General features: G+C 57.0%; 11 protein-coding genes and 1 tRNA gene. 4 read left to right on the top strand and 8 right to left on the bottom strand.

Annotation, left to right across the window (positions count from 1 at the left end):
• Positions 1-21: 21 nt before the first annotated feature.
• The 3 genes from pheT to MD273_RS17755 are packed head-to-tail and all read left to right on the top strand — an operon-like array spanning position 22 to position 3,046.
• Positions 22-2,394 (top strand): phenylalanine--tRNA ligase subunit beta, encoded by a 2,373-nt coding sequence (pheT, locus tag MD273_RS17765; RefSeq protein ID WP_239039133.1) that lies wholly within the window; start codon positions 22-24, stop codon positions 2,392-2,394.
• Between the two features lie 3 nt (positions 2,395-2,397).
• A complete protein-coding gene (ihfA, locus tag MD273_RS17760; RefSeq protein WP_007151838.1) occupies positions 2,398-2,700 on the top strand; it encodes an integration host factor subunit alpha in 303 nt (100 codons plus the stop codon).
• Positions 2,681-3,046 (top strand): MerR family transcriptional regulator, encoded by a 366-nt coding sequence (locus tag MD273_RS17755; protein WP_092004428.1) that lies wholly within the window; start codon positions 2,681-2,683, stop codon positions 3,044-3,046. The genes ihfA and MD273_RS17755 overlap by 20 nt, the downstream gene beginning before the upstream one ends.
• 61 nt (positions 3,047-3,107) lie before the next feature.
• Here the strand turns inward: MD273_RS17755 and MD273_RS17750 are convergent, their stop codons facing one another.
• From MD273_RS17750 to MD273_RS17735, 4 genes are all read right to left on the bottom strand, one after another.
• Positions 3,108-3,296: a YgaP family membrane protein gene (locus MD273_RS17750; RefSeq protein WP_239039228.1), complete on the bottom strand. Its 189-nt coding sequence runs from the start codon at positions 3,294-3,296 to the stop codon at positions 3,108-3,110.
• A 67-nt stretch (positions 3,297-3,363) separates the two neighbouring features.
• Positions 3,364-5,139: a class I poly(R)-hydroxyalkanoic acid synthase gene (gene phaC / locus MD273_RS17745; protein ID WP_239039132.1), complete on the bottom strand. Its 1,776-nt coding sequence runs from the start codon at positions 5,137-5,139 to the stop codon at positions 3,364-3,366.
• A 275-nt stretch (positions 5,140-5,414) separates the two neighbouring features.
• A tRNA-Pro gene (locus tag MD273_RS17740) sits at positions 5,415-5,491 on the bottom strand.
• A 111-nt stretch (positions 5,492-5,602) separates the two neighbouring features.
• Positions 5,603-7,249 carry an FMN-binding glutamate synthase family protein gene (locus tag MD273_RS17735; protein ID WP_239039131.1) on the bottom strand — a complete coding sequence of 549 codons (1,647 nt, stop codon included), beginning with the start codon at positions 7,247-7,249 and terminating at the stop codon, positions 5,603-5,605.
• 250 nt (positions 7,250-7,499) lie between these two features.
• On the opposite strand from MD273_RS17735, the gene MD273_RS17730 reads away from it, so the two are divergent.
• Positions 7,500-9,089 carry a BCCT family transporter gene (locus tag MD273_RS17730; protein WP_239039130.1) on the top strand — a complete coding sequence of 530 codons (1,590 nt, stop codon included), beginning with the start codon at positions 7,500-7,502 and terminating at the stop codon, positions 9,087-9,089.
• A 60-nt stretch (positions 9,090-9,149) separates the two neighbouring features.
• Here MD273_RS17730 and MD273_RS17725 read toward each other — a convergent pair whose 3' ends face one another.
• The 4 genes from MD273_RS17725 to MD273_RS17710 form a co-directional block, all read right to left on the bottom strand.
• Positions 9,150-10,097, bottom strand: coding sequence for an alpha-L-glutamate ligase-like protein (locus MD273_RS17725; RefSeq protein WP_239039129.1), 948 nt, complete (start codon positions 10,095-10,097; stop codon positions 9,150-9,152).
• 1 nt (position 10,098) lies between these two features.
• On the bottom strand, positions 10,099-11,616 hold the full coding sequence (locus MD273_RS17720; RefSeq protein WP_239039128.1) for an inactive transglutaminase family protein: 1,518 nt from the start codon (positions 11,614-11,616) through the stop codon (positions 10,099-10,101).
• Positions 11,613-12,407 carry an ATP-dependent zinc protease family protein gene (locus MD273_RS17715; RefSeq protein ID WP_239039127.1) on the bottom strand — a complete coding sequence of 265 codons (795 nt, stop codon included), beginning with the start codon at positions 12,405-12,407 and terminating at the stop codon, positions 11,613-11,615. Before MD273_RS17715 ends, MD273_RS17720 begins: the two co-directional genes overlap by 4 nt.
• A gap of 146 nt (positions 12,408-12,553) precedes the next feature.
• Positions 12,554-12,943: a hypothetical protein gene (locus MD273_RS17710; RefSeq protein ID WP_239039126.1), complete on the bottom strand. Its 390-nt coding sequence runs from the start codon at positions 12,941-12,943 to the stop codon at positions 12,554-12,556.
• Positions 12,944-13,077: the final 134 nt, after the last annotated feature.

The raw sequence follows: 13,077 nt of genomic DNA, 5'->3' as shown, positions 1-13,077 counted from the left end.
CATCAGGACAAGGCGAGAACCATGAAATTCAGTGAACAGTGGCTGCGCGAGTGGGTTAATCCGAACATTGGCTCCCAGGAATTGATGGACCAGATCACCATGGCCGGGCTGGAAGTGGACGGCTTCGAGCCCGTCGCCGGTGAATTCAGTGGCGTTGTGGTTGGTGAAGTCCAATCCGTGGAACCGCACCCGGATGCAGACAAACTGCGTGTCTGCCAGGTGAGCGACGGTGAACAGACCGTCCAGGTGGTCTGCGGTGCACCCAACGTACGCCCTGGCCTGAAAGTTCCCTTCGCCGTGGTGGGTGCGGTGCTGCCGGGTAATTTCAAGATCAAGAAGGCCAAGCTCCGGGGCCAGCCCTCCGAGGGCATGCTGTGCTCCGAGTCTGAACTGGCGTTGTCGGATAACCACGAGGGCCTGATGGAGCTGCCTGAAGGCGCGCCGGTTGGTCAGGAAATCGCCGACTATCTCAAGCTGAACGACATCACCATCGATGTGGACCTGACACCGAACCGCAGCGACTGTCTTTCCATCAAGGGCATCGCCCGGGAAGTGGGTGTGCTCAACAGCCTGGTGGTGAGTGAGCCCGCCATCGAACCGGTAGAAGCGGTGCATTCCGAGGTGCCCGAGATCCGTGTCGAAGCGCCGGCAGGTTGTCCGCGCTACCTCGGTCGTGTTCTGCGCAATGTGAACCTGAAGGCGGAAACGCCGCTTTGGATGCAGGAAAAGCTGCGTCGGTCCGGGATTCGCTCCATCGATGCGGCGGTTGATGTCACCAACTACGTGATGCTCGAACTCGGTCAGCCAATGCATGCCTTTGATCGCGATGAGATCAGCGGCGGCATCATTGTCCGTATGGCGAAGCCCGCGGAAAAACTGGTTTTGCTCGACGGCCAGGAAGTGGAGCTGACCGAAGAGACCCTGGTGATCGCCGACCATGAAAAGCCGATCGCCATTGCCGGCGTCATGGGCGGTGAGCATTCCGGTGTGAGTGAAAAAACCCGGGATCTGGTGCTGGAGTCCGCGTACTTCGATCCGATCACCCTGGCGGGCAAGGCACGGCATTTCGGGCTGCATACCGATGCCTCCCACCGTTTCGAGCGTGGCGTCGACTACAAGCTGGCCCGTGACGCCATGGAACGCGCCACCACCCTGCTGATGGACATCGTTGGCGGCGAGCCCGGAGAGATCGTGGAAGTGGCAAGCGATGAGCATCTGCCCGCTGACCGGTCCATTGATCTCCGGGAGAAGCGGCTGGCCGACGTACTTGGGATGGCGATAGATCGCACCACAGTAGAAGAGATCCTGACCCGGCTCGGGCTGCATATCGACAAGCTCCTCAAGGACGGCTGGCGTGTCAGTGTGCCCAGCTTCCGCCCGGACATCACCATCGAGGAAGACCTGATCGAGGAAGTGGGCCGGATCTATGGGTACAACAACCTGCCGGTGACCGAGCCGACAGGATCTCTCGGCCTCGTTGCCCGGCAAGAGGCCAAGCGACCGGTCTCCGCCATCCGCAATTACTTCGTGGCCCAGGGCTACCAGGAAGCGGTTACCTACAGCTTCGTTGATCCCAAGGTACAGAAGCTCATCGACCCGGAACGCGAGGGCATTGCCCTTGCGAATCCGATTTCTTCCGACCTGTCGGTGATGCGCACCACGCTCTGGAGTGGCCTTCTCAAGACCGTTGCCTATAACCAGAACCGTCAGCAGCCGCGCATCCGGCTGTTCGAGACGGGGCTGCGCTTTGAGCAGCATGATCAACGTATCGATCAGGAGCCCATGCTGGCCGGTGTCGTGGTGGGTAGCCAGTATCCGGAAAACTGGGTAAACGGTCGCAGAACTGCCGATTTTTTTGATGTAAAAGGGGAGCTGGAAGGCCTGTTCCGACTGCTGGGCATAGACGTCCAGTTCATCGCCAGCCAGCACCCGGCGCTGCATCCTGGCCAGACAGCTGAACTGATGCGGGATGGCGAACATGTAGGCTGGTTGGGCACGTTGCACCCACAAGTTCAGAAAAATCTGGAACTTAATGGCACGATCCTTATGTTTGAGCTATTCTTGAATTCGATCGTCACCGGATATGTGCCTAATTTCAAAGAAATTTCGAAATTCCCGGAAGTTCGCAGAGATTTGGCTATCATTATCGGGAGCGATGTAGCGTTCGCCGATGTGGAGCGTGTAGCCAGGAAGCATGCCGGTGAGCGTCTGACAGCGTTGCGTGCGTTCGATGTATACGAGGGCGAGAGCCTCGGAGAGGGTAACCGGAGTCTGGCGCTGAGCCTGTTCTGGCAGCACCCGGAACGCACCATGAACGAAGACGAAGTGCATTCGCTCTTCAATGGCGTTATCGATGCCTTGAAAGAAGAGCTGGGGGCAACACTGAGGAGTTGACAGATGGCGGCTTTGACGAAAGCGGAAATGGCTGAGCGCTTGTATGAGGAATTGGGCCTGAACAAGCGGGAAGCCAAGGAAATGGTGGAAGCTTTCTTCGATGAGATCAGAGGCGCACTCAGCCACAACGAACAGGTCAAGTTGTCCGGATTCGGCAACTTTGACCTGCGGGACAAGAAACAGCGGCCGGGACGGAATCCGAAAACTGGTGAAGAGATCCCGATCAGTGCACGGCGTGTTGTTACGTTTCGACCAGGACAAAAACTAAAACAGAAAGTGGAAGCGTATGCTGGAACCCAGTCATAACAACGAACTCCCGGCGATCCCCGGGAAACGTTACTTCACCATTGGTGAGGTGGCGGATCTTTGTGATGTGAAAGCCCACGTCTTGCGATACTGGGAACAGGAGTTTCCACAGTTGTCGCCGGTCAAGCGCCGGGGCAACCGCCGCTACTACCAGCGGGCTGACGTGATTACCATTCGCCAGATCCGCAGTCTGCTCTACGATCAGGGTTACACCATCGGCGGCGCCAAGCAGAAGCTGAGCAGTCACGAGATCAAGGAAGATACCTCCCAGTACAAGCAACTCATCCGCCAGATGATTGTTGAGCTTGAAGAGGTGCTTGAGGTTCTCAATACACCCGTCAAGTAGATCGGCACCAGAACAGCAAGCCGGGACGGTCCTCAGGATCGTCCCGGCTTTTTTGTGCGGGTTACTTTTTCTTGCAGGTCTTGATGCCCAGTACGCTATACGCCGGGCAATTGCCCATCAGAGCGGTCGCCAGAGGCACAATGCCAATCCATCCCCAGGGCGTCTGGGGACCGACAAACACCAGTGCAATCAGAACCACGCCCACAACCGCGCGGATGATGCGGTCAGCGGAACCCATATTTACAGTCATCATTCAGTCTCCATTGCTGATACGAACCGATAATGTTACCGCAGGCCAAACTCTCTCCATGCCTGGTTCAGTAAAGGTGCTTCTGGACATAACTGCCAGGAGCGTCCTCGAGAACCTCCAGTGCGGCATCTCCAGGTACTCTCGCAGGTACCTCTTCTCCCTGAAAACGGCTGACCCAGTGTTGCCAGTGCGGCCACCAGGAGCCGCGCTGATGACTTGCCTTCTCAAACCATTCCTCAGGATCAGCCGCTTCTCCGGGGTTGACGTAATAGCCGTACTTTTCGGGCTCCGGCGGGTTGATGATACCCGCAATATGGCCCGATTGGCTGAGCACGAAGTGCTTCTCTCCCGAGAAAAGCCGGTATCCGGCATAAGTCGATTTCCAGGGCGCGATATGATCTTGTTGGCCTGAGACAAACATCGCGGGTGTGTCGAGACTTGTCAGGTCAATCGGGGTGCCTGCAATCGTCAGGCCGTTGGGCTCCCTCAGCAGGTTTTTCATGTACATCTCGCGGATATAGAAGGTGTACATGGCCGCAGGCAAGTTGGTGGAATCAGAGTTCCAGTACAACAGGTCGAAGGGTACCGGGTGTTCGCCCTTGAGGTAATTGTTCACGAAATAGGACCAGATAAGATTGTTTTCGCGAAGTGAAGAGAAGCTCAGTGCGATGAAGCGGCCATCATAATAGCCCACCTTGTTCACGTAGCTTTCCAGGGCCTGCACTATCCGATCATTCAGGTATACGCCGATTTCTCCCGGATCCTCGAAATCCAGCAGTGTCGTGAAAAAGGTTGCCGAGCGAGCTCTTTCATCGCCTGACTTTTTCAGGTGGGCGAGGGCAGTCGCAAGCAGTGTTCCGCCGACGCAGTAACCGATGGTGTTGACTTCGTGTTCGCCCGTCGCCCGCTCCACGGCATCCATGGCGGCAATCACGCCGTCGGTGACGTAGTCGTCGAAGGTCGTGTCCGCGTAGGATTTGTCAGGATTGACCCACGAGATCATGAAGACTGTGTGTCCCTGGTCGACGAGCCAACGGACCATGGATTTTTTTCGGGTCAGATCGAGAATGTAGTACTTGTTGATGAAGGGCGGAACAATCAGGAGCGGCGTACGGTGTGCTTTTTCCGTCGTTGGCTGGTATTGGATCAGCTGCATCATCGAATTCTGGAAAACCACCTTGCCGGGTGTTGTGGCAATGTTTTCGCCCACGCCGAACGATTTTTCATCGGTCATCGAAACATTCAACAGTTTCCGGCTGCGGGCGATGTCCCGATAGAAATTTTCCAGGCCTCGGATGATGCTCATGCCTTTGGTTTCACGGCATTTGCGCACTGCCTCGGGATTCGTGAGGAAAAAGTTGGTAGGCGCGACTGCATTGATCAGTTGTCGCGTCAGGAAATCCAGTTGCCTGCGGTTTGCATCACTCAAGCCCTCCAGGTCGTTGGTGAACTTGTTGAGGTATTCCGAGTGAATCAGGTAGAGCTGGCCAACGGCGTAGTAAAACGGGTTGCGGTTCCAGGCCTCGTCATCGAAGCGGTGGTCGGAAGCTGCCGGTGCGATCACCGGATCTGGCTGCCTGCCCAGCGCGCTCTGGGTGAGTTCCCGGCTGAGTGCCCAGTATTTGGATAAGAGCTGCGCATTATCCTCGAAGACTTTGCCGGGATTCACCGCCGCCTCTTTGGCGGCTGAGCCCAGTGCGGTGCTCACGTCGGCGAGGAAAAAATTGTCTTTGTCTGTGAGCGCGTCGAAGCTCATCCCCTTTTGAAGCAGTTCACGGGACAGTTTTGCGGTGGCGGTGGCGTGAGACAAGGCGTCCCGGGCGTACTTCTTGAAGAGTTCCATTCTGTGCCTCTGAGTTCAGTAATCAGATCGGGGAAGATACAGTTCAGGCCCTTCTGGGGGGCGATGCGCATGGTGCCGTGGCCAAAAGGGATTCTATTTCCAGTTTGAAGCCAGAGGTATCTTCTCGGCAACGCTGAACTGTTTTAAAAGTGATCGAGATCAGGAATCGGCCGGCGAGAGAGGCGTCATCCGGGTGGCGGGTGTCGTGGAGGAGAAAGTTGGTGTTGAAGAAATAAAAAAACCCGGGCGACAAGGCCCGGGTTTTTTAGGGAATTTGGTCGGGACGGCAGGATTTGAACCTGCGACCCTCTGCACCCCATGCAGATGCGCTACCAAGCTGCGCTACGCCCCGTTAACTGCTAACCGCGAGAAAAGAGGTTTATCTCAGTGGCTTAGCGGGAGCGAAGTCTACACCAGCCCACCCGAAAAATAAACAGGGTTTTGGCGTTTCAGTTCCAAAAATTTACCGCAGCTTGGTCTCCCGAAGCTTCATGATGAAGTTGGGCGGCTCGAAGGAGTCGGCCCTTGCTTCATGCCAGTATTTGTCGAACACCGTCATGCCGGTTTTCTCCCCGGTAAGCAGTGCGCCGGGCTCAAGGAACGGGTAGAGGTCGAGATAGGAATGAATTTCGGTCTTTGAGACTCGCCGGATAACATGCTCCGGCCCGAGTTCCGACGGATGCCTCAGCCCAGCCGCTTCCAGCAGATTCTGGAGGGCGTCCAGGGTGTTCCTGTGGAAGTTATACACCCGCTCGCTCTTGTGTCCCACATCCAGCTTCTCGCCCCTTCGGGGGTCCTGGGTGGCTATACCGCTCGGACAACGCCCGGTGTGGCAACTCAGTGACTGAATGCAGCCAAGGGCAAACATGTAGCCACGGGCAGCGTTACACCAGTCGGCACCAAGCGCCAGCGTGCGTGCTATGTTGAAGGCGGAGGTGATCTTTCCGGCAGCGCCGATAGCAATGTCTTCCCGCAGGTCGGTCGCCACCAGTGTGTTGTGGACGAGCAGCAGGGCTTCTGTCATGGGCATGCCGAGTCGATTGATGAACTCCAATGGGGCGGCACCGGTACCGCCTTCGCCGCCGTCGACCACGATGAAGTCCGGTTTCAGGTCTGTCTCCAGCATGGCCTTGACGATGCCGAACCATTCCCAGGGATGTCCGATGGCCAGTTTGAAACCCACCGGCTTACCCCCGGAGAGCTCCCGCAGATAATCTATGAACCTCAGCATTTCGATGGGGTTGGAAAACGCGGAGTGACTGGCTGGAGATACGCAATCCTCACCCACGGATACGCCGCGGGCCTCGGCAATTTCCGGCGTGACCTTTGCGCCGGGCAGGATGCCACCATGGCCGGGTTTGGCGCCCTGGGATAGTTTGAGCTCTATCATTTTTACCTGTTCAAGATTGGCGTTTTGCTTGAACATTTCCGCATTGAAGCTTCCATCCTTGTTGCGGCAGCCGAAATAGCCCGAGCCTATCTCCCACACCAGGTCGCCACCGGGCTGGCGGTGATACCGGGAAATCGAGCCCTCGCCGGTGTCGTGGTAGAAACCACCCAGTTTTGCACCGGTGTTCAAGCTGAGAATCGCGTTGGCAGACAGCGATCCAAAACTCATGGCGGAGATGTTGAAGACACTTGCGCTGTATGGCTTGGCGCGTTTTTTGCCGATCTGGATCCGGAAATCGGAATCGGTGAGTCTGGTTGGCGTCATGGAGTGGTTCATCCACTCGAAGCCCTCTTCATACATGTGCAGCTGGGATCCGAATGGCCGCTTGTCGAGGACATTTTTCGCCCGTTGATAGATGATCGTGCGTTGCTCGCGGGAAAAAGGACGCTCCTCGGTATCCGATTGGATGAAATACTGGCGGATCTCCGGACCAACAGACTCAAAGAGATAGCGGAAGTTGGCCATGATCGGATAGTTACGGCTGACCGTATGCCTGGTCTGGACCAGATCGTAGGTTCCAATCGCGGTGAGTATGGCGAAGATTCCGGGAATTGCGTAGCCATACCCCAGCCAGAAAGTAACCGGCAGGGAAACGATAAGTCCTGCAATGCTCAGGGCATAAGCGCTGTAGCGCAGTGGGAAGGTTTTGGTCTTCTCCATGGATACCTCGGTTTGTTCGCCATTAACGTCTTGATGCGCAGAGTATATAGATACCTGCGGCGCAAGGTAGTGGATTGCCGGAAACGCGACGTTGAAAACTCAGGAAATGAACTATTCTTATAAGGGAGAATACGTAAAAACGATCAGGCGCGCGCTTTGATGTTTTGACCTCAAAACATTAGAATTGCGCGCTTGTAATAATTGAACTCCGATTCTGAAATTGAATTTCTAACCCGGGAGGCGCCAAAACGTGGGCGAGGTAGTGAAAGACGAATATCAGACGGATTACGTCGCGGGTCAGGACAATATCAATGTTCTGGGCCTCGATCTCCATAACTGGGTGTTCCCAGTTTCCGCTCTTATTGTAGTGGCTTTTGTCATCGGGACGTTGATGTTCCCGACGCCGGCGAAAGAAATGCTCGATGGAGCGAAATGGGACATCATTGCCAGCTTTGACTGGTTTTTCCTGATCAGTGCCAATATCTTCGTGGTTGTTTGTATTGCCCTGATCTTCATGCCTATGGGCAAAATCCGGATCGGTGGCCAGGATGCCAAGCCCGAGTTCTCCAGGCCGTCGTGGTTTGCCATGCTGTTTGCAGCGGGCATGGGTATTGGCCTGATGTTCTGGGCAGTCGCGGAACCGACCGCCTATTACACCGGCTGGTACGAGACCCCCTTCAATGTTGAGGCGAATTCGCCAGAGGCAGCGAACCTCGCCATGGGGGCAACGATGTATCACTGGGGTCTGCATCCCTGGGCAATCTATGCCGTGGTTGCGTTGTCACTGGCCTTCTTTGCATTCAACAAGAACATGCCGCTGACCATCCGCTCCGCCTTCTTCCCTCTGCTGAAGGATAAGGTCTGGGGCTGGCCTGGCCACATCATTGATGTTCTGGCCGTGGTTGCCACGATTTTCGGTCTGGCGACCTCCCTCGGCTTCGGTGCACAGCAGGCCGCCTCCGGCCTGGACTATCTCTTCGGAACCGGCTCCGGCATTAATGTTCAGATGGCCATTATTGTTGGCGTCACTGCGCTTGCATTGATCTCCGTACTCCGTGGCCTGGAAGGTGGTGTGAAGGTGCTCAGTAACATCAATATGGGCATTGCCGCCGTATTGCTGTTCTTCGTAATCTTTGCCGGCCCGACCATGAGTATTCTGGAAACCATGTGGGTTACATCCTCCAGCTATGTGGCCAACATTGTGCCACTGAGTAATCCGTTTGGCCGTGAAGACGAGGCCTGGTTCCAGGGCTGGACTGTCTTCTACTGGGCCTGGTGGATTTCCTGGTCACCGTTCGTGGGTATGTTTATCGCCCGTGTTTCCCGGGGCCGTACCGTTCGTGAATTCATCATTGCGGTACTTCTGATCCCGACACTGGTTACTGTCGTCTGGATGAGCAGCTTCGGTGGTTCCGCTCTCGAGCAGATCCAGAACGGAATTGGTGCGCTGGCCGAGGAGGGGCTGACCGACGTATCCCTGGCACTGTTCCAGATGTTTGCCAACCTGCCGCTGACCGGCATCATCTCCTTCGTGGCAATCATCCTCGTGCTGGTGTTCTTTGTAACGTCCTCTGATTCCGGTTCGTTGGTGATCGACAGCATTACCGCCGGCGGCAAGACCGACGCTCCGACTGCACAGCGTGTTTTCTGGGCTGTTATGGAGGGCGCCATCGCTGCGGCTCTGATCTTTGGTGGCGGTGCTGATGCGCTGGGAGCCATCCAGGCGACGGCGATCAGCGCGGGCCTGCCATTCACGGCAATTCTCCTGGTAATGACCTGGGGCCTGCTCAAGGGGCTCAGTCACGAGCGCAAGCTGCTGATTGCCAGAGGCGAACTCTGATCGTCAGCGGATCGAAAGAACGGGGCCACGGCCCCGTTTTTTTTTGTCCGATTCCGGGATTCAGAGGCTGGCGAAGGTTTCCATCGCGAACCGTGCGCGCTCGCTTGGAGAGAAGTGGGGGCGTTTGAGACTCTCAATGGCCCGCAATCTGGGTAGCAGGCCGCAGCCGTTTGCCATCTGGATGGCCAGGCCCGGGCGGGCATTCAGTTCGAGCAACAGGGGACCTTCCTCGGCGTCCACGACCAGATCGACGCCCATGTACCCCAGCCCGGTGGCCTCGTAGCAGCGTGAGGCCATCTCCAGCATTTCGTCCCATGCGCTTATCTCGATGTTTTCCAGTGCCAGGCCGGTATCCGGGTGCAGAGTGATCGGGCGGTTGAACTGAACCGCATTGAGGCTGCGGCCGGAGCCGATATCGAGGCCCACGCCCACCGCACCCTGATGAAGGTTCGCCTTGCCGTCCGAGGCCGTCGTGGCGAGTCTCAGCATCGCCATGACTGGATAGCCCTGGAAAACGACGATTCGAATATCGGGAACCCCCTGATGGGAGTAACGGGCCAGGTTCGGATCAGACTGGACCAGGTTTTCGACGATGGCGACATCCGGTGTGCCCGCCAGCGAATACAGGCCGGCCAGGATGTTGGTCAGATGGCGCTCGAGGTAGGGCGCATCCACTCGCGCGCCCGAGGCCTTGATGTATTCTTCTCCGTCCCGGCCTGTGATGACAGTGATCCCTTTACCACCTGACCCTTTTGCAGGCTTGATCGCGAAGCCTTCCAGGTCCTCAGCCATTTCCCGGAAGTGAGAAATTTCGTGCTGCTCACGGACGATCTGCAAAAGCCGGGGCGTCTTGACGCCATACTCCGCCACCGCCAGCTTGGTTTTCAGTTTGTTGTCCACCAGCGGATAGGACGAGCGATCATTGTATCGGGCAATGTAGTCCACATTGCGCCGATTCATGTTGAGCATGCCAAGCCGCTTCAGTCTCCGGGGAGAAATCCACTCCATGTCAGTCGTACACCTTCATGGGTGAGAATCGACGAAGTTCGCTGAGCTTGTAGCCGGTGTACTGACCCATCAGCAGGATCAACCCGAGAATCACCAGGTGAAGCTCCGGGAAGTTGAAGGTCAGGTGGCCGGAAAGCGGGGCGCTCATGACCAGATAGGCACAGATGGCCACGAACAGACTGCCGGAGCCCTGGATCATGACTTCCCGGACGCCTTCCTCTTCCCAGAGGATGGACATCCGCTCGATGGTCCAGGCGATGATCACCATGGGAAAGAAGGTCACTGTCATGCCGGTGTTGAAGCCCATCTGGTAGCCGATAATGGACAGGCCGGCGGTGATAAAGATGACCAGGATAATGAGCGCGGAGATCCGGGAGACCAGCAACAGGTTTAGGCTGGAAAGATAACCCCGCATCAGCAGACCGATGGCCACAACGGAGAGAAATGCGATCAGCCCGGGGACCAGTGTGGTCTGTACAAAGGCTACGGCGATCAGCACGGGCATGAACGTGCCAGAGGTGCGGATGCCGATCACCATGCGCATGAAGGCCACGATCAGTGCGCCCAGCGGCAGGAGCAGCAGCATCCGGAACATGCTCTGTTCCTCGATGGGCAGCTCGTAGAAGCTCAGAAAACCCAGACCGTTGGATTCCGCCTGCATGGTGGCCAGCTGAAGGGCGGGAACTGTCTGTCGGAGCATGGAAAAGCTGATCTCGGAATTATCGCCGCCGACAACATCGAGCAAGGATTCGGAGCCCTGGCGCCAGAGCAGCAGGTTTTCCGGCACCCCCTGCTCGGCAGTCTGGGGGTCGAACGTCAGCCACTGATCGCCGTTATAGATCTGCAGGAAGGGCATCAGCGGCTGCCGACGACGGGCATCCTCGAGCCGGAGGCCATCCGCCGTTCGGGCGGGAATGCCCGCGTGGTTAAGCATGTCCACCAGCAACTGGAGGTAGTTCTCCTCGGCCACCAGCAGTGTGGTGTTCTGGGTCCTGGTGTCCGGCTGCAGCAGGCGGATCAGCTCGCGGGTCATGCTCTCGGGCGTGCTGGAACGTTCTCGTGCCTGGGTAAGGATTTCCCGGACCGCGGTTGCCTGGGGCTCTTCCCAAAACATCTCCCGGGTGCGTGGCTCCCTGGTCAGGCGCCGGGGCCGGGCATCATCCGTAGGAATGAACTGGGCCTTGAAGTAGAGGGTCTGTGGACCGGAGACGTCCCGTTTGCTCCATTCCGCCCTGCGGGCGCCGGAGTTGTCCACAATAGAGAATCCGTAGCCGGGAGAGGCGGCCTGTTCCGAAATGATACTGAAGCCCGGGGGCTGCTCCGGAATGTTCAGGCTCGCGAGCACCGGCTCGCCGGTCCCCACGAAGTCCACTCGCGCCTCGACCATCCAGACCGGACGCTGTTCACCGGTGAGCCATGGGATGCCCAGCTCAACGTGGCGCCAGATGGCCAGGGATATGCCAGCCCCGATCAGGAGCAGGACGGCGACGTAAAACGGGATTCGCGAACGGCTGGTCAAGCGTCGTCTCCGTTGCGTTTCAGGTTCTTGGGCAGCTCAGTGGCGTATTCCTTGCCGACATCAATCAGCATCACATCCCGGAGGACATTTCGGCCGATCAGCACTTCGTAGGTCAGGTTACTGCGATCCGCCAGGGTAAATTCGGCAACCTGCTTGTGATCGCCAATGGCAAACTGGAGTTCGACCACGACCCGCCGCTCCGAGTCGTCGGCGCTGGCCTGGATAATGCGAACCCTCCGGGAAATTTCTTTCTCCATGGTCACCAGTTCGTCGGTGCCCGGAACCGGAACGTCAAAGCGCACCCAGTTGCTGCCATCCCGCTCAAAACGTGTGATGTTGCGGGCATCTATGGAGGAAGTCTCGGCGCCACTATCGATTCGTGCGGTATAAACCAGCCCCGGTTCGGCAAGGTAGAATTTTTCAACCTCACCGACAACAACCTTGCCTTTCAGACGATCGGCGCGGCCGGTGTCTGCCACTGTGGGGCAGGCTCGTTGTGCGGGAACCGGGGGGCAGACCGGCTTTTCGACCTGTTCTGCAATGGCGTTCAGAATGGTCTGGGTGGACAGTTTCTGGCCTTGCAACAGCTGTTCATGGCGGACCGAGGCGTTGCCTTCCATGGTGACAAGCGTGGCCCGCTGGGATTGCACCGACGAGTTCAGCTCTGTCAGGTCTTTTTTCGGAACCATGAAATAGCGGTCAGACGAGCAGCCGGCAAGCACCAGGCCCAGCCCGGCAGCGACGATGATCGATAGGAACGGAAAACCAGCCCGCGAACGATTGTAACTCATGAAGTACCCCTGAGCCGGCAGACAACTACACCCGGATATTAAGGGCGTGCTGATGGTCTGTGCCTCGAATGTGTCCAATTAGGCCGGGGAGTATACCGCAACCAACCTGTGTAGTGACTTTACAGTTGGTTAACGGGCAGGGTGGATTACCTGGTCAGGAAGGGGCCTTCGCCGAGATCGGTCTGCGAACGCAGGTACTCCTGAATCACCGGAGAGCAATTCAGATAGAACAGCAACAACTCGCGCTGGATATCCTGATCCTGGATACGGGAGGCAAAACTGATCAATTCCCTGATGGCGCCGTCGTTCTCACTCCGGCTATCCGGGACAGAAAAACTCTGGCCGTAGCGTTCTTTCAGGATTTTTGTCAGGCGCTCCAGGTGAAATTCACCTGTGTGGGTGATGTGGGGCAGGATCCGGAAACCTTTCGGGTAGGTTTTCTTGCGCCTGCTCAAAACACCTGATTCCACACCATCCCCGGCCCGGTTCTCCTGCCAGAGTTCTGATCCCAGTTTTCGCCACAGTTCTTTCAGCATAATTTGCCTGTCCATCCTCTGACTGCGGATTCGCCCCGGCCGTGAAAAAAATGTAATCAAAATAAACAGGACGAACACTTTATTCTTTTAGTGGATATTACGAGGCGCGTCCAGAGTCAGATGCGCATCGGTGA

The sequence above is a fragment of the Marinobacter sp. C7 genome, from assembly GCF_022343555.1.
Taxonomy (GTDB): Bacteria; Pseudomonadota; Gammaproteobacteria; order Pseudomonadales; family Oleiphilaceae; genus Marinobacter.
This window is presented reverse-complemented; position numbering and strand designations above follow the sequence as displayed.

What these genes read in the sequence shown, in the direction of transcription:
- MD273_RS17715 (WP_239039127.1), bottom strand. Translation starts at nt 12,407, where the DNA reads ATGAGTTACAATCGTTCGCGGGCTGGTTTTCCGTTCCTATCGATCATC.
- phaC (WP_239039132.1), bottom strand. Translation starts at nt 5,139, where the DNA reads ATGGAACTCTTCAAGAAGTACGCCCGGGACGCCTTGTCTCACGCCACC.
- MD273_RS17755 (WP_092004428.1), top strand. Translation starts at nt 2,681, where the DNA reads ATGCTGGAACCCAGTCATAACAACGAACTCCCGGCGATCCCCGGGAAA.
- MD273_RS17750 (WP_239039228.1), bottom strand. Translation starts at nt 3,296, where the DNA reads ATGACTGTAAATATGGGTTCCGCTGACCGCATCATCCGCGCGGTTGTG.
- pheT (WP_239039133.1), top strand. Translation starts at nt 22, where the DNA reads ATGAAATTCAGTGAACAGTGGCTGCGCGAGTGGGTTAATCCGAACATT.
- ihfA (WP_007151838.1), top strand. Translation starts at nt 2,398, where the DNA reads ATGGCGGCTTTGACGAAAGCGGAAATGGCTGAGCGCTTGTATGAGGAA.
- MD273_RS17735 (WP_239039131.1), bottom strand. Translation starts at nt 7,249, where the DNA reads ATGGAGAAGACCAAAACCTTCCCACTGCGCTACAGCGCTTATGCCCTG.
- MD273_RS17710 (WP_239039126.1), bottom strand. Translation starts at nt 12,943, where the DNA reads ATGCTGAAAGAACTGTGGCGAAAACTGGGATCAGAACTCTGGCAGGAG.
- MD273_RS17725 (WP_239039129.1), bottom strand. Translation starts at nt 10,097, where the DNA reads ATGGAGTGGATTTCTCCCCGGAGACTGAAGCGGCTTGGCATGCTCAAC.